This window comes from Micromonospora arborensis (genome assembly GCF_003205615.1).
Lineage (GTDB): Bacteria > Actinomycetota > Actinomycetes > Mycobacteriales > Micromonosporaceae > Micromonospora > Micromonospora arborensis.
This window is the reverse complement of the sequence record NZ_PYBV01000021.1, coordinates 150,811-169,365: the sequence shown is the minus strand read 5'-3', so window position 1 is coordinate 169,365 and position 18,555 is coordinate 150,811. Positions and strand designations below refer to the sequence as shown.

At 69.2% G+C, this 18,555-nt stretch carries 13 protein-coding genes; 9 read left to right on the top strand and 4 right to left on the bottom strand.

Annotated features, from left to right (window positions below):
• Positions 1-19: 19 nt before the first annotated feature.
• The gene (locus C7C45_RS18045) at positions 20-1,525 is read left to right on the top strand and encodes a glycosyltransferase family 87 protein (protein ID WP_110564818.1); all 1,506 of its coding nucleotides are present in this window, start codon (positions 20-22) and stop codon (positions 1,523-1,525) included.
• Between the two features lie 277 nt (positions 1,526-1,802).
• On the opposite strand, the gene C7C45_RS18040 is transcribed toward C7C45_RS18045, so the two are convergent.
• Both C7C45_RS18040 and C7C45_RS18035 read right to left on the bottom strand, forming a co-directional pair.
• Entirely contained in the window at positions 1,803-4,277 is a 2,475-nt protein-coding gene (locus C7C45_RS18040; RefSeq protein ID WP_244200430.1) for a hypothetical protein, read from the bottom strand.
• The gene (locus C7C45_RS18035) at positions 4,274-5,065 is read right to left on the bottom strand and encodes a deoxyribonuclease IV (RefSeq protein ID WP_110564817.1); all 792 of its coding nucleotides are present in this window, start codon (positions 5,063-5,065) and stop codon (positions 4,274-4,276) included. Before C7C45_RS18035 ends, C7C45_RS18040 begins: the two co-directional genes overlap by 4 nt.
• A gap of 638 nt (positions 5,066-5,703) precedes the next feature.
• Between C7C45_RS18035 and rpsF the strand changes: the two genes are divergently transcribed.
• The 4 genes from rpsF to rplI all read left to right on the top strand — a co-directional run bounded on the left by rpsF (position 5,704) and on the right by rplI (position 7,360).
• On the top strand, positions 5,704-5,994 hold the full coding sequence (rpsF, locus tag C7C45_RS18030) for a 30S ribosomal protein S6 (protein WP_007073791.1): 291 nt from the start codon (positions 5,704-5,706) through the stop codon (positions 5,992-5,994).
• Between the two features lie 90 nt (positions 5,995-6,084).
• Positions 6,085-6,618 carry a single-stranded DNA-binding protein gene (locus tag C7C45_RS18025; RefSeq protein ID WP_208641209.1) on the top strand — a complete coding sequence of 178 codons (534 nt, stop codon included), beginning with the start codon at positions 6,085-6,087 and terminating at the stop codon, positions 6,616-6,618.
• Positions 6,619-6,659: 41 nt separating this feature from the next.
• Entirely contained in the window at positions 6,660-6,899 is a 240-nt protein-coding gene (gene rpsR, locus C7C45_RS18020; RefSeq protein WP_013289355.1) for a 30S ribosomal protein S18, read from the top strand.
• Positions 6,900-6,913: 14 nt separating this feature from the next.
• Positions 6,914-7,360: a 50S ribosomal protein L9 gene (gene rplI / locus C7C45_RS18015; RefSeq protein WP_110564816.1), complete on the top strand. Its 447-nt coding sequence runs from the start codon at positions 6,914-6,916 to the stop codon at positions 7,358-7,360.
• Between the two features lie 294 nt (positions 7,361-7,654).
• On the opposite strand, the gene C7C45_RS18010 is transcribed toward rplI, so the two are convergent.
• Complete coding sequence (locus tag C7C45_RS18010; RefSeq protein WP_110564815.1) at positions 7,655-9,205, bottom strand: hypothetical protein; 1,551 nt, start codon at positions 9,203-9,205, stop codon at positions 7,655-7,657.
• A gap of 396 nt (positions 9,206-9,601) precedes the next feature.
• Between C7C45_RS18010 and C7C45_RS18005 the strand changes: the two genes are divergently transcribed.
• From C7C45_RS18005 to C7C45_RS17990, 4 genes are all read left to right on the top strand, one after another.
• Positions 9,602-13,702: a replicative DNA helicase gene (locus C7C45_RS18005; RefSeq protein ID WP_110564814.1), complete on the top strand. Its 4,101-nt coding sequence runs from the start codon at positions 9,602-9,604 to the stop codon at positions 13,700-13,702.
• A 151-nt stretch (positions 13,703-13,853) separates the two neighbouring features.
• Positions 13,854-15,926 (top strand): serine hydrolase domain-containing protein, encoded by a 2,073-nt coding sequence (locus tag C7C45_RS18000; RefSeq protein WP_110564905.1) that lies wholly within the window; start codon positions 13,854-13,856, stop codon positions 15,924-15,926.
• Between the two features lie 59 nt (positions 15,927-15,985).
• Positions 15,986-17,326 carry a sensor histidine kinase gene (locus C7C45_RS17995; protein WP_110564813.1) on the top strand — a complete coding sequence of 447 codons (1,341 nt, stop codon included), beginning with the start codon at positions 15,986-15,988 and terminating at the stop codon, positions 17,324-17,326.
• Positions 17,327-17,373: 47 nt separating this feature from the next.
• Entirely contained in the window at positions 17,374-18,018 is a 645-nt protein-coding gene (locus tag C7C45_RS17990) for a response regulator (protein ID WP_110564812.1), read from the top strand.
• A 159-nt stretch (positions 18,019-18,177) separates the two neighbouring features.
• On the opposite strand, the gene C7C45_RS17985 is transcribed toward C7C45_RS17990, so the two are convergent.
• Positions 18,178-18,555 carry a TFIIB-type zinc ribbon-containing protein gene (locus tag C7C45_RS17985; RefSeq protein WP_208641208.1) on the bottom strand — a complete coding sequence of 126 codons (378 nt, stop codon included), beginning with the start codon at positions 18,553-18,555 and terminating at the stop codon, positions 18,178-18,180.

The following is an 18,555-nucleotide window of genomic DNA, read 5'->3' as shown; positions in this document are numbered from 1 at the left end:
TACGGCAGGATGCCTCTTCATGAGCACCCAGTCGACGCCCGGCATCGACGAAGCCGGAACCACCGACCACCCGTCCCGCTCCGATGGGTTCGTCCGCGGCATCTCTGGCGCGATCGGCGGCCCGCTGGGCGAGCACGCGACCGCGCTGGACCGGCCGGCCGGCCAGGAGCGGCGCTTCTGGACTGCCGTCCGAATCGTGCTGGCCCTGGCCTGCCTCACCCTCGCGCTGCACTGGGTGCAGAAGTCGCCCTGCCAGGACGGCGCCTGGCAGAACAACGTCCAGTACACCCGGTTCTGCTACACCGACGTCCTCGCCCTCTACTACGCCGAGGGACTCAACGAGGGCAAGGTGCCCTACCGCGACCACCCGGTCGAGTACCCGGTGCTGACCGGCTACTTCATGGGCGCGCTGGGCCTGCCGGTGCACGCCATCGGTGACGGCGACCCGAGCATCAACCAGGGCCAGTGGTTCTACAACCTCAACGCGCTGGTGCTGGGCGCGCTCGCGGTGGCCACTGTGGCGGTGATCCTGGCGCTGCGCCGCCGACGACCCTGGGACGCCGCGTTGTTCGCGCTCGCCCCGGCGCTGGTGCTCACCGCCACCGTCAACTGGGACCTGCTCGCCATCGGGCTGGCCGCCTTCGGCCTGCTGGCCTGGGCCCGAAAACGACCAGCGACGGCCGGCGTACTGCTTGGACTGGCCGGTGCGGCGAAGCTGTGGCCGCTGTTCCTGCTCGGGCCGATCCTCGTGCTGGCGCTGCGCGCCGACCGGCTCCGCGCCGCGCTCGTCGCCACGGGTACGGCGATCGCCGCGGTGGTGCTGGTGAACCTGCCCGCCGCGCGGGCGTACCCGGACAACTGGGACCGGTTCTTCGAGCTGAACACCACCCGGCCGATCGACTGGGGCACGCTCTGGTACATCGGGCGCTACCTGGACGGCAAGGTCGGCAACGACCCCGCCCGACTCGGCCCGTTCGAGTGGCTGAACGCGAACATCCCCACCCTCAACACCCTCTCGTACGTGCTGTTCGGGTTGGCCTGTCTCGGTGTGGCGGTGCTGGCGTTGCGGGCGCCGCGCCGACCGCGGCTGGGCCAGCTCGCGTTCCTGGTGGTTGCGGCGTTCCTCATCTTCAGCAAGGTCTGGTCGCAGCAGTTCGTGCTGTGGCTGCTGCCGCTGGTGGTGCTGGCCCGACCGAAGTGGGGTGCGTTCCTGGCCTGGCAGATCGCCGAGGTCTGCTACTTCGTCGCCTTCTACGGTGAGCTGCTCGGCGCGGCGACCAGCCGTCCGGTCTTCCCGGAGGGGGTGTTCGTGCTGGCCTCGACGCTGCGGCTGACCACCGTGGTGGTGCTCTGCGTGTTTGTCGTCAAGGAGATCCTGCACCCCGAGCGGGACGCGGTGCGGGCCACCTATCCGGACGACCCGGACGGCGGCGTGCTCGACGGCGCCCCCGACGCCCCCTGGCTGGACCGCTGGCGCATCCGAGAACCAAAACCCGAACCCCAACCCGAGCCCGCCACCACCTGACCCGCAAGGATTCACGCGGCTTGCTGTCGTCAGGGTTTGCGGGGGAGCCCGCCCGGCGTGGGGTTCAAGCCTTGGTCCGCAAGGATTGGCGTGGCTTGCTGTCGTCAGGGTTTGCGGGGGAGCCCGCCCGGCGTGGGGTTCAAGCCTTGGTCCGCAAGGATTCGCGTGGCTTGCTGTCGTCAGGGTTTGCGGGGGAGCCCGCCCGGCGCAGGGATCAAGCCTGACCGCCCGGAGCCGGGTGGGCTCCCCCGCAAACCCGCCCTAAACAACAACCACGTCACAGCCGGTAAACCACGGCGGAGCCGACTTCCTGACGGGTGATGCCGAGCGAATCGACCGGTGCGTCGATGCTGATCTCCCACGGCGTGCCCGCCACCTCCCCGCGCAGCAACACCACAGTGCGGACGCCGAGCGTGCGCAGGTAGTCGATGCTTGTCTGGCTGGGGAACGACTGGCTCACCCGACGGACGTCGTCGAGCTGGCGCGGAGTGAAGCCGCTACCGCCGTTGACCACATCGGGGAACCCGCTGGTCGACCAGAGCATCACGTGCTGGTCCAGGCTCTGGTTGCTGGGCAGCACGAGCAGGGGCCCCTCCGCCGAGCGCATCGCGGCGGGCTGGGTCGGCACCACCGGGTGCGGAGTGGTGTTCAGGCCCTCCAGGGTGACCAGCAGCAGCGGCAGCAGGGTGGCTGTCCGCAGCCACGGCCCCGGCCACGACGGGATCCGCTGCGCGGTCAACTCACGGACCCGGTCGGTGAGCGCGGTGACCGCGCCCGCCGCGAGCAGGCCGAGCAGCAACGTGGTCCAGAGCATCAACCGACCAGGGGTACGCAGCGCACTCCAGCCCGGCACGTGCTCGAAGAGCGGCACGTAGGTGAACGTGCCGTCGAAGAAGCGCGTGCCCATCGCGAAGACCATCGTCACCAGCACCCCGGCGAGCAGCAGCAGTCGGTGCCGCAGCCGCCAGACCGAGAAGAACAGCCCACCCAGGGCGAGCGCGTAGAGCACGAAGCCCGGCAACAGGGTCATCTCCGGGTGCCACGGCAGCGCCGCGCGGGCACCCTCGTGGAGTCCACCCCAGATCCGTGACTCGGCGGGCGCGGTCACGAAACCCGACGCCGGCGGCGAGAAGATGCTGATGTCGCGGATGGTGCGTTCGGCGTACGGGTGCAGCTCGGTCACCTTGAAGAACGGGAACGCCATCAGCAGACCCACACCGGCGAAGAACAATCCGCCGAGCAGGTCGGCGACGAGCAACCGGCGACCGAACGGCACAGCCTGGCGGGTGCGCAGCCGCCGCACGAAGAAGAGGATGACGGCGACCACGACCGCGACGCCCAGGAGGTACGCGAACGGAAGCCCGATGCCGAAGCCGAGGCTGAGCTGCCAGGCCGCCACCAGCCAACCGGCGTAGATCCAACCGTCGTGCCGGCGTTCCGGCCGGTAACCGTGCCGCAGTGACCAGCCGTGCCCCCGCGCCAACATCGCCAGCGCCAGCGGAATCCCGCCGTTGGAAAGCACGTGCAGGTGCCCGGCCTGGGCCAACAACCACGGCGCATAGGTGTAGCTGACGCCAGCGACGGCGGCGCCGATTCGGCCGGCCCCGAGCTGTCGAGCCAGCGCGTACGCCCCGAGCGTGGCGAGCGCATGCGCCAGCACGAACATGATGTTGTAGCGCAGCACCGCGTCCTCGGGGCCGCTGCCGAGCATCCCGGCCGGGGCGTACCCGAGCAGTGTGTCGGAGAACGCGAAGCTCCACAGCTCGGGGAAGAACGTGTTGGACTGCCACAAGTGCGCCGGGTCGGCCAGCAGGATGTGCCCGGACCAGGCCATCTGCCAGGCCTGCAGGCTCGGGTCCCAGTAGTCCTGTGGGAGTGTGTAACGCGGGTAGCGCAGCGTCGGCCAGGTCATCAGCACGGCCAGTACCAGCGCGCCGAGGCTGGCCAGGGTCCACTCGTGGATCAGGAACCGGCCGACGGCCCCGCCCGCCCGGCTGAAGATGGACGGCTTCGGCTCCGGAGCGGAAGCGAACGCCTCCCACCGATCCGCGGCGACCGGCTTCGACTCGCCGTCGACCTTAACCGGGGCGTCGGCGTCGCCGACCTTCTCGGCACTGGCCGCGCCGCCGTTCTTGGTCGCATCGTCCTTCGTGCCACCGTCCTTGGCCGGGTCAGTGGCCTTGTCGGCGTCGCTCTTGGTGCTGCCGGCCTTGACTGTCTCGCTGTTCTTGGCCGTGTCGCGGACCTTGGCTGTCTCGCCGGCCTTCGCCGTGTCGCCGCTTTTTGTTGCGTCGCCGTCTTTGGCTGCGTCGCCGTTCTCGGTTGCGTCGCCGTTCTCGGTTGCGTCGCCGGCCTTTGCCGTCTTGCTGTTCTTGGCCCACCAGCGCCATGTGCGGCCACGACCTCGGTCACGTCGGCCGAGGGCTGCGTCGCTGGCCTTGGCTGCCGCGTCGTCCTTCGACGTGTCGCCGTCTTCGGCCACATCGCTCTTCGCGGCGCGGGGCTCGTTGGCGCTGGTTGCGGCGCTGGCGCCGTGGGGCCTGCCGTTGGTGGCGGCTCCGGTCGTCGTACCGTCGGTCCGTCCCGGGCGGTGCGCGCTGCTCTCTGGCGTCGGCGCCGCAGAGGCCTTGTCGGAGGTGCGGGCCGGGTGGGCGGAGGTGCCCGTCGCGGCTGCGGTGGCAGGTTGGATCTCGGCATCCGCCTGGGCGGTGGCGGGCCGGGCCTTACCGGTCCCGGGTTGTCCGGTCGTCATGCTGCGTGGCTCTCCGTCCCGAGCTGCTGACGGAGAAAGTCGATGTCGGCGGCCTGTCCGGCCACACCTCCCGGTGTCTCGACGACCACCGGCGCCCCCGCTGCCCGAATCACCGCCACCACCAGCTCCGGATCGATCGTCCCGCCGCCCAGGTTGTCGTGCCGGTCCTGGCCGGAGTTGAACGCGCCCTTGGAGTTGTTGGCGTGCACCAGGTCGATCCGTCCAGTGATCGCCTTGACCCGGTCGACAAGGCCGAGTAGCTCCTCGCCGCCGGCGAACGCGTGGCAGGTGTCCAGGCAGAAGCCGACCTCATAGTCGCCGATGGCGTCCCAGAGCCGGGCGAGCGCGTCCAGCCGCCGGGCGCACGCGTTGTCGCCGCCAGCGGTGTTCTCGATCAGGACCGGCACGCCGAAGCCGCCGGAGTCGGCTGCGTACGCGAAGGTCTTGCGCCAGTTGTCGAAGCCCACGGCCAGGTCGTCCCCGGCGTTGACGTGCCCACCGTGAACGATCACGCCCTTGGCGCCGATGGCGGCGGCCGCGTTGGCGTGCCCGAGCAGCAGCTTCCGGCTGGGGATCCGGATGCGGTTGTTGAGGGTCGCCACGTTGATGACGTACGGCGCGTGCACGTAGAGGTCGACCTCAGCCGCGCGCAGCCGCTCGGCGTCTTCGCGAGGCTTGGGCGCCTTCCACCCCTGTGGGTCGGAGAGGAAGAACTGCACGGTGTCGGCGGACCGGTCGGCCGCCTCCGCCAGCGGGTCGGTCGAATCGACGTGGGCTCCGATACGCATGCGAGCGAGCCTACGTCGCGCCCCTGACTGGTGGAGCGACGGCCGGGACGGTGTCGCGCACGGTTCACGTCACCGCACGGACCGGCGATCGTTGATGGGATTGAACCGGCGACCAGCTCCCGGTAAAGCCGGCGGCGTGAGCGCCGCGTACGGCGACCGGTGGTCGACGGCCAACAGCGAGGTCACCTCCGCCACGCGGCCCGGCGCGGCGGGGGCGACCCCTTCGCACTCGGGTCCCGACCGATGAAGAATCTCGGAAATTTGTGCTTTTTCCCCCGACAAGGTACGAGTGCCGTTGTATCGTCAGATAACAACACGATAAAGCTCCGCGGGGCGTCTTCGGTCCAACCTCATCGGTGTGGTCGTTCCTCCCCAGGTCCCACCCAAGGAATGCGGACGGGACGCCCCGCGGCCTTGTAGACGGGGGTCCACCACCGGCCGGCACACGGTCGGACGGTGGGCCCCCGTCAGCATGTCCGGGTGCCGACCCGACCGCCCCGGGCATGATCGTTCGGACCGGGTATCCTGGTCAGGTTGTCCGCGTCCGGCCGGGTTCCCCCGGCACGTGCGGGCAGCGACGCACGACCTCCTGCCACGGAAGGACCGTGGCCGCTTAGCCCACAGGAGGTGAGCACGTCTTGCGTCATTACGAGATCATGGTGATCCTCGATCCCAGCCTCGAGGAACGCACCGTCGCCCCGTCGCTCGACACGTACCTGAACGTGATTCGGACCGCGGGTGGCTCGGTTGAGAAGACGGACGTGTGGGGCCGCAGGCGCCTCGCGTACGAGATCAACAAAAAGGCCGAGGGCATCTACGCCGTCGTCGACCTGCAGGCTACGCCTGCTGCCGTGGCCGAGCTGGACCGTCAGCTCCGGCTCAACGAGTCCGTGCTGCGCACCAAGGTCATCCGGCCGGAGATGCGCTAAGCATTCAGCCCGGTATTCAACCCGGTTCGCCCGGATCAGCCTCCGCGACTCTGTCGTACGGCTCTGCGAGCCTGTACGACGAGACGCTGAGTGCGCGAGGAGATGGTCATGGCAGGAGACACCACCATCACGGTCATCGGCAATCTGACCGATGACCCCGAGTTGCGGTTCACCCCCTCCGGGGCTGCGGTCGCCAAGTTCCGAGTCGCTTCGACGCCCCGATTCATGGACAAGGCGTCGAACGAATGGAAGGACGGCGAGCCGCTGTTCCTCGCATGCACCGTCTGGCGGCAGGCCGCCGAGCACGTCGCCGAGTCGCTGCAGCGTGGCGCTCGGGTGATCGTGTCGGGCCGGCTACGTCAGCGGTCTTACGAGACCCGCGAGGGTGAGAAGCGCACAGTCATCGAGCTTGAGGTCGACGAGATCGGCCCGTCGCTGCGCTACGCCACGGCGAAGGTGCAGAAGATGTCCCGCTCCGGCGGCAGTGGCGGCGGCTTCGGTGGCGGTGGCGGTGGCAACCAGGGCGGCGGCGGAGGCAACTTCGACGACCCCTGGGCTTCGGCCGCACCCTCTCCCGCGCGTGCTGGATCGGGCGGCAACTTCGACGAGGAGCCACCGTTCTAATGGCGCCGAGCGCCCGCGATCGCAAACCAGGAGCACGTGCAATGGCCAAGGCTGCGGCACTTCGCAAGCCAAAGAAGAAGGTGAACCCGCTCGACAAGGACGGGATCACCTATATCGATTACAAGGACACCGCGCTGCTGCGCAAGTTCATCTCCGATCGCGGCAAGATCCGCGCTCGGCGGGTGACCGGCGTGACCTCGCAGCAGCAGCGGCAGATCGCCCGTGCGGTCAAGAACGCCCGTGAGATGGCGCTCCTGCCGTACACGGCCACCACCCGCTGAGAGGAGGCACCGATATGAAGATCATCCTGACTCAGGAAGTGTCCGGCCTCGGTGCCCCGGGCGACGTCGTCGAGGTCAAGGACGGCTTCGGCCGTAACTACCTGCTGCCGCAGGGCTTCGCGATCGCCTGGACCAAGGGCGCGGAAAAGCAGGTCACGGTCATCAAGCGGGCCCGTGGGGCTCGCGAGATCCGCGACCTCGACCACGCCAACGAGGTCAAGGCTCAGCTCGAGGGTCTCAAGGTCAACCTGAAGGTCCGCGCCGGCGACGGCGGACGGCTCTTCGGCTCGGTCACCCCGGCCGAGATCGTCGACGCCGTCAAGGCGGCCAGCGGCCCGGTCCTCGACCGGCGTCGGCTGGAGGTGCCCGGTCACATCAAGTCGACCGGCACCTACCCGGTGAAGATCAAGCTGCACCCTGAGGTGACCGCGTCGTTCAACCTGAACGTCGTTCAGGGCTGACGTCCGCAACACCACCACAAGGGCCCGCACCGAGCGATCGGTGCGGGCCCTTGTGCGTACGTCGTCCGGGCAGGGTCGACGAGCCCGGATTGGCCAGGCCAGGCCAGCCCAGGCCCGGCTTGGTCTGGTCTGGCCCGGCCCGGCCGGGTCGGCGATGTGGGGGTGTCGCGGCGGGTGTGATGCCGCGATGTCGCCGATCTGGTGTGGATCAACCGCCCGCCGCCCGCCACGGCAGGCGGAGTGGCGAACCGACGGCGGCAATTCGGCAGCCGGAGGCCCAGGGCCCCAGGCCGGTCAGCCGATCGGCTGACCGGTCACCGCGCTGATCAGCACCGTGGAGAGGCCACCGCCCACCACCGCTGCGGCGACCGCGATGGTGGCCGAGCGCCAGGTCGTGCCCACCCGACGCAGCAGCGCCGCCACCACCAGACTGCTCACCAGCGCCAACCCGAAGCGCGGCGAGCCGGCGAGCAACGACTCGAGCGCCCGCGACCGGGGCGAGTCGCACCCACCCCCGCTGATGTCGGTCACACAACCAGCCGGCGCCTGACTGTCCAGGGTCAACAGCCACACGAAGATCAGCATCGCCGGCATCAGGTAGCAGGCCGCCGTGTACAGCAACGGCCGGAACGGCCCACCCGGATCCGGGTCGAGCAGATCGTCCTCCAGACGGCGAGCCCAGGCACCCGTCGCGGCCGACTCGACCCGCTGACGCACCGACGCCGCCCCAACCGCTGGCCGGTCCGCCCGACGCCGTGGCGCACCCCCACGCGGCACAGGCGCGCTGCGCGGCCGCGGAGCCGTGTAGCCCACCACCGGCGAGCGGGGCGCCGACGTCGACGGGTCCGTCCATCTGGGGTCATCGTCGGCAAGTCGAGTGCCAGACCAGAACCCGTCGTCCCGGGCCGGCCAACCCTGCGCCGCAACGGACCGGTCGGAGCGCGGCGGAAGCGTACGGTCCCACTGGTCGTCCTCGATCGCGGACCGCTCCCACTGGCCGGTGCGGTCGGACCGCTCCCAGCCACCGACGCCCTCCACTGCCGCCCACTGCTCGCTCAGATCCGTGCCGTCCGCACCGGGGCCGGGCGGCCACGCGTGCACGCCCGAGGCGTCCCACGGGTCCACCGCGGGCGGGTACGACGGCTCGGGCTCAGCCACCCGATCAGACCCGCGCGCCCACGGGTCGGCCGCCGGGCGGGACCAGGACTCCTCCGCCGCACGGCGGCTGCGCCGGGTGGGACGGTTCACCTCCGGGGCCGGTGCCGGCTCGCTCGGGGTCGGCTCCAGATCACCACCCGACCAGATCACCTGTGGACGGCCAGCGGGCGCGCGGCGGGGACGGCGGTCCGGGACAGCGCCGGAAACCGGCTCGTCCTCCCCTGCGTCCGCGCGTCGGCGGCCGGCGTACCCCTGCTCCTGCGGACGGTCGAGCGTCCACTCCCGGGTGTGGTCCGACTCGGGGGCCGCGCCGATCGCCGCTTGCTCCCGCCAACTCGCGTCGCTGCCCGGCCGCCGGCTGTCCGGTGACTCGATGGACCGCCGAGCGGCAGCGGAACTCGGCCACTCGGGCTGGCGTTCGGGGTCGTCGCCGTCCTCGTCCGGTGCCGCGTGGCGACCACCGCCGTCAGCGTGCCGAACCCCCGACTCAAGCGCCCAACGGGGCAGGTAGGCATCGACGGGCTCGTCCTGGCCACGGTCCAGGGCACGTCGCCGGCTGGAGGTGCGGTAGCGACCGTCCTCGTCGTACGGATCGACCGGAAGAGACGCCGCGCGCTCACTCCACGAGGCGATCGGCTGGCGCTCGCGCGGGCTGCCATCCCCGCGTCCCCAGTCCCGGTAACTCACGGCCGGAGTGTGACCCTTCTGAACCGAAAGCGGCATCCGCCGTCCAGGTGTAGCCGTTCGCTGGAGATAGTACGGGACGATCGTGTCACAGGGCCGACCGAAATATTCTCCTCCACAGGCTGGGGAGCATGTTTCCGCAGGTCAACGGCTTAAGGCCAAGAATTCCCCAACAGTTATCCACAGGCTGTGCACACCCTGCGCACATCATGTCCACCGGCATCCACAGGTTGTCCCGAGGCTCGTCCACCGGCGTTGTTGAGTCTCTGACCTCGGGGTCCGTATGGTTGGCCCCCGACCGCCGGCGCGATGGCCCCCGATCGACCGGCCCGGTCGGACGGAAGTGTCAGACCCCAGCGGTAGAGCTGGAATCAGATCCGACGCAGTGGAGGGGGACCCGTGTCGGTCACCGACGACAGGCGGGCGGAGTCACGATCCGGTGGCGGCCAGCCATCCGCGCCCCGAGACGGCCAGTTCGACAAGACCCCACCCCAGGACGTCGCCGCTGAGCAGTGCGTCCTCGGCGGCATGCTGCTCTCCAAGGACGCCATCGCCGACGTCGTCGAGATCCTTAAGACCAACGACTTCTACCGGCCGGTGCACGCCACCATCTTCGACATCATCCTCGACATCTATGGCAGGGGTGAGCCGGCCGACCCGATCACCGTGGCCGCCGCCCTGACCGACTCCGGCGATCTGGCCCGCATCGGCGGCGCGCCCTACCTGCACACCCTCATCGCCAGCGTGCCCACTGCGGCGAACGCGGCCTACTACGCCCGCATCGTTAGCGAACGCGCGGTGCTGCGCCGGCTGGTCGAGGCCGGCACCAAGATCGTGCAGCTGGGTTACGGCACCGCCAGCGGCGGCAGCCGCGACGTCGACGATGTCGTGGACCTCGCTCAGCAGGCCGTCTACGACGTCACCGAACGTCGGGTCAGCGAGGACTTCGCGATCCTCGCCGACATGCTGCAGCCGACGCTCGACGAGATCGAGGCGGTCGGGGCAACAGGTGGCATGATGACCGGCGTACCGACCGGTTTCAGCGACCTGGACCGCCTGCTCAACGGCCTGCACGCCGGACAGTTGATCATCGTGGCGGGCAGGCCCGGTCTGGGCAAGGCGCTCGCGCTTGACACCCCACTGCCGACGCCGGACGGCTGGACCACCATGGGTGAGGTCCAGGTGGGCGATCACCTACTGGCGGCGGACGGCAGCCCCACCGCTGTCACCCACGCCTTCGATGTGATGCACGACCGCCCCTGTTACGAAGTGGAGTTCTCCGACGGCACGGTCATCGTGGCGGACGCGGAGCACCTGTGGAAGACGACCAGCCGGGCGAGTCGGCGGCAGGGGCCGGCGCGGCAGAGGCGGCACTGGTCCGAGTCGTCGCTGGCCAACGTACGTGCGGCACACACGAGGCTCAACGCCCTGCAAAACCAGCCGATCACACTCTTCGACACGATTTCGCAGGTTGGGCCGGAGTTCCGGCATGTCCTGCACACCGTCGCCCGTGAGGTTGGGTCGACCGGCCGGATCACCCGCCCCATCGTCCGCGCCGGCAAGCCGCGGAACTGGACTGCGCCCGGCTATCCGGCCGGTCCCCTTCTGACCGCACTTCTTGAACGGGCCGAGCGGGAGGTCAACGCCGGCAGCCGGGCCGACCACGACGGAGTCGTCACCACTGCTGAAATCGCGGCCACACTGCGTACCGACACCGCCGATCGACGGCTCAACCACGCCGTACGAAACAGCGCACCCCTCCGCCTTCCGGATCGGGAGCTGTTGGTCCCGCCCTACACGTTGGGAGCATGGCTCGGTGACGGGCACACCGACGCCAGCCGCTTCACCACCGCGGATCCGGAGATGGTCACGCACGTCGAGGCGGACGGCTTCGTCGTTCGGCCCAGCGGGCCGATGGTCTACACCATCCTGCTGCCGTCCAAGCCCGTTGTTTCAGGCAACGGCGTCTGCCCGGACTGCGGCGCTTCCACCCGGGCATTGCGCGAAAATCCAGCGACCAGGAGATGTGCCAGCTGTCACAACCAGAACGGTTCCTTCATCGGGCTGCTGCGTAAGACTGGGGTAGCAGGGAACAAGCACATCCCAAACGTCTACCTGCGCGCCTCCGAGGCCCAGCGCCGGGCGTTGCTGGCGGGCCTGATGGACACCGACGGCACCGTCGCCCCCACAGGCAACCTGCAGTACACGTCGACCTCGAAGCGGTTGGCGGATGACGTGCGCGAACTCGTCGTCAGTCTCGGCTACCGCTGCACCGTCAACGCGAAGCCGGTACGCGGCCGCACCCCCGAGTCGTCAGTCGCGTACACGTTGAACTTCTCCACCCCGGATGTCGTCTTCCGTCTGAAGCGCAAGCAGGACGCGCACGCCGAGCGCCGCCGTACCGTCTCTGCTGCTCGAACGAGCTCACGGTTCATCGTCGACGTTCGTGCGGTGCCGAGCGTGCCGGTCCGGTGCGTCACGGTAGATAACCCCGAGCATCTCTACCTGGCCAGCCGGGCGATGATTCCTACCCACAACAGCACCGCCAGCATGGATTTTGCCCGAAATGCTGCTATCCGCGCCAATCAGGCTGCCGCGATCTTCTCGCTGGAAATGAGCAAGGTCGAGATCGTCATGCGACTGCTCTCCGCCGAGGCGCGGGTGCCGTTGCACGTGCTGCGTAGTGGTCAGCTCTCCGACGACGACTGGACCAAGCTGGCCCGGTGCATGGGTGAGATCAGCGAAGCGCCGCTTTTCGTCGACGACACGCCGAGCATGAACCTGATGGAGATCCGGGCCAAGGCTCGGCGGCTCAAGCAGCGGCACGACCTCAAGATGATCGTGGTCGACTATCTCCAGCTGATGACTTCGCCGAAGCGCACCGAGAGCCGGCAGCAGGAGGTCGCGGACCTGTCCCGTGGCCTGAAGCTGCTGGCCAAGGAGGTCGAGTGCCCGGTGATCGCGGTCAGCCAGCTGAACCGTGGCCCCGAGCAGCGCACCGACAAGCGGCCCCAGTTGTCCGACTTGCGGGAGTCTGGCTGCCTCACAGCGGAGACACGAGTGGTTCGAGCGGATGACAACACCGAGATTACGCTCGGTGAGTTGTTGTCAAGCAACGCTAAAGACATCCCGGTCTGGGCGTTGGACGAGAGCCTTCGGTACACGCCCCGCACCATGACCCACGTCTTCCCAAGCGGTAGCCGCGAGGTGTTCCGGCTGACCCTCGCATCGGGTAAGCAGATCGACGCCACGGCGAATCACCCCTTCCTCGCGTTCACCGGGTGGGTGCCGCTCGGTGAGTTGTCGCCCGGAGATCGCATCGCATCGCCACGCCACTTGCCGCCGCCAATGACCACCCTCCCATGGGCAGACGCGGAGGTCGTCATGTTGGCGCACCTGTTGGGCGACGGCTCCTTCGTGCGGCGCCAACCCATCCGATACGCAAGCTGCGATGAGCTGAACCTGCAGGCTGTGGCGGAAGCCGCGAAGCACTTCGGGATCACCGCCGTGCGCGACGACTATGCGGCGGCGAGGGTGACCACCCTCCGACTGCCTGCGCCCTATCGACTGGCTCGCGGCCGGCGTAACCCCATCGCGGCTTGGCTGGACGAATTGGGCCTCTTCGGCCTGAGATCACACGAGAAGTTTCTCCCTTCGGGCGTCTTCAGCCTGCCCAAGGTGCAGATCACCGCCTTCCTGCGGCACCTTTGGGCCACGGATGGTTCGGTGACCGTCAACGGCTCAGGTCGCGGGGGGCGCGTGTATTTCGCGTCCACGAGCCGTCGAATGCTTGAGGACATCTCGCGACTGCTCCTGAGGTATGGCATTACGGCCCGGCTGAAGGTCGTACCAGTCGTGGGGCACCGCCCTCAGTACACGCTCGACATCTCCGGCCGGGATGACCAGTTGAGGTTCCTGCGCGAGATCGGCGTCTACGGGCAGCGGTCGGAGGGCTGTGACGCTCTGCTCGCCGCGCTGGAGCTGACGGAGAGTAATACCAACGTTGATACCGTGCCACGTGAGGTGTGGACCAGAGTCAAGGAGATTCTGGTCGAGCAGGGCATGACTCACCGTGAGTTCGCGAAGGCCATCGGCACCCAGTTCTGCGGCAGCACCCTCTGGAAGCGTGCGCCCAGCCGCTCCCGGCTGGCGGCGATCGCCACCGTTCTGGATGCGGCCGACCTGGACCTGCACGCCACGAACGACATCTTCTGGGACTCGATCGTCTCTATTCAGTCGATCGGTGAGCAGGAAGTGTTCGACGCGACTGTGCTCGGGACGCACAACTTCATCGCAAATGGCATCGCTACCCACAACTCCATCGAGCAGGACGCCGACGTTGTCATCCTTCTGCATCGCGACGACTACTACGACAAGGAGTCGCCGCGGGCGGGCGAGGCGGATTTTATTGTTGCCAAGCATCGGAATGGGCCCACCGACACCGTGACCGTCGCAGCCCAACTGCATCTATCGAGATTTGTGGACATGGCCATCGGATGAGTTTTCTTCTGCCAGGGGCGCACATCGCACCGGCCGACAGGGTGATCAACTGCACGTCAGCTGGTCGGCTGAGCCTTACCACTTAAGTCGTAAGTCGACTGTGGTCCTGCGCCAGATGGCGCCGCCGCGCCGCTGCAGCAGGCTCTCGGGCATGAACCAGAACGATGCACCAGAGCTGACTCCTTCCCGGTCGTACCCGTCCCGGCCGGCATTCCGCCTGCGGCGTCTCGGTGCCGCCCTGGCAACCGCGGTCGTCGTCGGGGCGGGCGTCGCCGGCTGCGGTGCCGGTGCCGCGCACGAGCCGGCCCCGACGAGCGACGCCCCGGCGGCAGCCGTCGAACCGCACGCGCTGGACGCCGGCGACGTGAACGCCTGGCTCGACGAGATGCTCCCGGCCGCGCTGGAAGCCAATGACATCGCCGGGGCGACGGTCGCCGTCGTCAACGACGGTGAGACCGTCACCACCCGGGGGTACGGCCGCGTCGACACCGGCAGCGAGGGCACCGAGCCGGTGCCGGTCGACCCCGAGCGGCACCTGTTCCGGATCGGATCGGTGTCGAAGCTCGCCACCGCCACCGCCGCGATGCAACTCGTCCAGGACGGCAGGGTCGACCTCGACGCCGACATCGCCGCCTACCTCGACTTCACCATCCCCCGCAACTTCGACGAGCCGATCACCCTGCGCCACCTGCTGACCCACACCGCCGGGTTCGAGGAGCGGATCGCCGGCCTCATCGGCAAGGAAGGCACCCGGGCCGACCTACGCGACGCTCTGGTCACCGACCCGCCGGAGCAGATCTACCGGCCGGGCACCGTGCCGGCCTACTCCAACTACGGCAACTCACTCGCCGGGTACATCGTCGAACGGGTCAGCGGTATCCCCTTCGAGGAGTACGTCGACCGTAACGTCTTCGACCGCCTCGGCATGACGTCGTCCTCCTTCGAGCAGCCGCTGCCCGCGGACCTGGCGGGCCGCGTGTCGAACGGGTACGACAACGCGTCGTCCCCACCCGGGTACTTCGAGATCATCGGCACCCCGCCCGCCGGCTCGATGAGCGCCTCGGCCCCGGACATGGCCCGGTTCATGCTCGCTCACCTCGGCGAACCTGTCGGCGGCACCCCGATTCTGGACGAGCCGACGCTTGACCTGATGCACCAGCCGGCGCTTGACGCCACCACGCTCGGCACCCTCGCGGGTGCACCCCGGATGACCCTCGGGTTCTTCGACGAGAGCCGCAACGGCCATCGAATCCTCGGCCACGGCGGCGACACCCCCTTTTTCCACAGCCACCTGCAGATCTACCCGGACGAGGGCGCCGGCCTGTTCATCTCGCTCAACAGCACCGGCACGTCGAGCCTGGCCAACCACCAGCTTCGACAGAAGCTGACGAAAGCCTTCGCCGACCGTTACTTCCCGGCGGTGCGCGGCGCGGCGGCGAACAACGTGCCGGCGACCGAGCTGGCCGCCCCGACCACCGACGCCTCGGGCACGGCCGAGCGGGCCGCGATGGCCGCCGGCACCTACGAAAGCTCCCGCATGATCAAGAGCAACTTCCTGACCCTGATCGGCCTGTCCGGGCGTACCACGGTGAGCGTCCGCGATGACGGCCGGCTGCTGCTCGAACCGCGTCCGATGGCCGATTCCGCCGCCGTCTACGAGGAGATCGAGCCCTGGGTCTGGCGTGAGGTGGGCGGGCAGGAAACGATCGCGATGCGAGCGGTAGACGGCCGGGTCGAAGTGATTAATTTCGACTCCGCGTTCGCCCTGGTGCCGGTAGCGGCCGCACGCAGCACCTACCTGGCCATCCCGGTGATCGTCGGGTCGGTGGTCATCCTCCTGCTCACCGTCCTGGCCTGGCCGATCGGGGCGATCGGTCGCCGGCTGCGGCGGCGGGCGCCGCGTGATCGGGCTGGACGCACCGCGCGCATCCTCAGCCGCGTCGGCGTCGGCTGCGCCCTGCTCGCGGTCGGCGGCTGGGTGGGCAGCTTCGTACTCATCATCGGCCTGGAGGATCTCTCCACCGCCTCGTTGCGCACCGTGCAGGTGGCCCAGCTGATCGGCCTGCTCGGGGTGGTCCCCGCAGCGGTCCGGCTGGTGGACGACGTCCGCCGGCGGGTCGGCTGGTCGCGGACCGCCGGCAGCGCCCTGGTCCTGCTGGCCCTCGTCGGTACGGGATGGTTCGCCGTCGAGTTCATGCTGCTCTCGCCGAATATCTCCTACTGACCGTCCCGACCCGACCCCTCCCGATCCGTCTCGATCTATGAGCAGAGGATGCTGACACGGTGAACGATCACATCGGGGACGGCCCGGTCACCACCGAGCCGACCGAGCCGGCGGACCCGCCCAGGCTGACGAAGCGGTTGGACGTGCTGCTCGCCAACCTCGGGGTGACCGGGCGGTTCGCCCAGGACTGTCTGCTCGCGGTCTGCGTCGCCGGGATGACGTTCACGTTGATGGCTGCCCTGTTCTTTGTCGTGACGTCACCGGGCGAAATTGTGCTCGACCCGGTGCGGGCCTGGCTGCTCGTCGCCCTCGGGGTCGGGCAGGCGCTGCTGCTCTGCCTGCGCCGGGTCCGCCCGCTGCTCTGCCTCGCCGGAATCGTCGGCCTTCAGGTCGCTATGATCGCGTTGGCCCCACCAGACGCGACGATCCGGGTATTCGCGCCCTTCGTCGTCGCGTACACCATCGGGGTTCTGCTGCCGGCCCGGACGGCGTTCGCGCTGGTCGGCGCGGCGGTGGTGGTCGAGGCGGCAGCGGCGTTCGGCACCGCCGCCGTGACGGCGCCGGACCTTCTGCCGTCGGCTGTCGGCCCTGCCGGGTCGAGCGCACTGTCCAACCTCGGCGCGGTCGTCGTCGGTAATTACGTGGCGACCCGTCGACGCTACACGCAGCTGTTGCGCCTGCAGGCCGGCGAGGCGGTCCGGGCCCAGCAGGCGAAGGTGCGGGCCGCGATCGAGGCGGAACGCACCCAGATGGCTCGGGAACTGCACGACGTCGCCGCCCACCACCTGTCCGGAATGGTGGTGCAGGCGGCGGCGGTCCACCGGCTCATCGACCGGGACCCGGAGGCGGCGAAGACCGGCGTGGCCTGGATCCGGTCCCAGGGCAAGGAGACCCTGAACAACCTGCGGCTGGTGGTCGGGGTGCTGCGCGGCACCCCGGCCGACGGCAGCGGAAGCGGCGACACACCCGGCCACGATGGTGAGGGGAGCGTCCCGGTGCCGGGGCTGGCCGTGCTCGATGACCTGGTCCGGACCGCTCGGGACCTGGGCGCGCCGGTCGAGTTCGTGGGCGTCGGGTCGCCACGTCCGGTCCCGCCGATCGCCGACGTCGCTCTCTATCGGATGGTGCAGGAGTCGCTGTCCAACGCGCGGCAGCATGCGCCGGGCGCGCCGGTGCTGATCACGCTGCGCTACCTGCCGCGCGAGGTGTCGCTGGCGGTGGTGAATGGTCCGCCAGCGCGGCGTCCCGAGCCGGCGGTGCGCACCAGCAGCGGGGTCGGGCTGATCGGCATGCGGGAACGAGCGCAGTTGATCGGCGCACGGTTCGCGGCCGGGCCGACGACCGAAGCCGGCTGGTCTGTCACAGTGACGCTGACATCAAAGGGAAGTGATTCGTCGTGACCAGTTCTGGGACCGGGGCTGAGGCTGGCGCTGGGACGATTCGAGTAATGCTGGTCGACGACCAGGCGGTGGTGCGGGCCGGTTTCCGAGTGCTCCTGGAGCAGGCGGACGACATCGAGGTGGTGGCGGAGGCGTCCAGCGGATCGTCTGCGGTGGCGGTGGCCGCTCGGCTGCGTCCCGACGTCATCTGCATGGATGTCCGGATGCCCGGCGGTGACGGACTCACCGCGACCCGCGAGATCCTCGCCGACGCGCCCGAGTCGCCCCCAGCCATCCTGGTGGTGACCACGTTCGACCTCGACGAGTACGTCTTCGGCGCACTCGAATCCGGGGCCAGTGGCTTCATCCTCAAAGACTGCGAGCCCGAGGACCTGATCGACGCGATCCGTCGGCTAGCCAACGGCTACGGTCTCGTCGACCAGGTCGTGACCCGCCGGGTGATCTCGGAGTTCGCCCGGCGGCGACCGGCGGCACCGCCCGAGTCCGCGGCGGCGCACCAGCTCACCCCGCGCGAAGCCGAGATCGTGCGGTTGCTCGCCAAGGGCTTCTCCAACAACGAGATCGCCGACGCGCTCTTCATCGAGACCAGCACGGTCAAGTCACACCTCGGGCGGGCGATGACCAAGATCGGCGTACGGGACCGGGTGCAGACCGTGGTGTGGGCGTACCAGAACGGGTTGGCCGCGAGCTGACCCAACTCCAGCCGGTCCCGGTCGGTCAGCGGGACGCGCCTGGTGGCCTTCAGCACGAAGTCGTGGTTGTCCCACGCGGGCCAGCCCTGGCAGCGTATGGCGTGGGTGATGTGCCCGGGCCGATGCGTGGATCGACCCGGGCGGGATGTCAGGCTGGACTCAGCCGAACATCTCGTCGAGGAAGCCCTTGCGCTTCTTCTGCCGGTAGTGCCCGTGGTAGCCGTGGTGCTGCTGCTGGTGGCCGTAGGCCGGTGCCGGCGGGTAGCCGTGTGCGGGCGGGGGCGGCGGGACGGCGCCGTAACCGGGCTGGTGCGGCGGAGGCGGCGGGGGTGGGTACCCGGCCGGCTGCTGGGCGGGTTGCGGTGGCACGCCGCCGCTCTGTTGGCGGCTCCAGTTGGCCTCCGCCTCGAACAGCTTCTCCAACTCGCCGCGGTCCAGGAAGATGCCTCGGCACTCCCCGCACTGGTCGATGACGACGCCGCTGCGCTCGTACTGGCGCATTTCTCCGTGACACTTGGGACAGGTGAGGCTCATCAC

Coding starts and splice junctions, on each gene's coding strand:
- C7C45_RS18045 (WP_110564818.1), top strand. CDS start 20: ATGAGCACCCAGTCGACGCCCGGCATCGACGAAGCCGGAACCACCGAC.
- C7C45_RS18040 (WP_244200430.1), bottom strand. CDS start 4,277: ATGACGACCGGACAACCCGGGACCGGTAAGGCCCGGCCCGCCACCGCC.
- C7C45_RS18035 (WP_110564817.1), bottom strand. CDS start 5,065: ATGCGTATCGGAGCCCACGTCGATTCGACCGACCCGCTGGCGGAGGCG.
- rpsR (WP_013289355.1), top strand. CDS start 6,660: ATGGCCAAGGCTGCGGCACTTCGCAAGCCAAAGAAGAAGGTGAACCCG.
- rplI (WP_110564816.1), top strand. CDS start 6,914: ATGAAGATCATCCTGACTCAGGAAGTGTCCGGCCTCGGTGCCCCGGGC.
- C7C45_RS18000 (WP_110564905.1), top strand. CDS start 13,854: ATGAACCAGAACGATGCACCAGAGCTGACTCCTTCCCGGTCGTACCCG.
- C7C45_RS17990 (WP_110564812.1), top strand. CDS start 17,374: ATGCTGGTCGACGACCAGGCGGTGGTGCGGGCCGGTTTCCGAGTGCTC.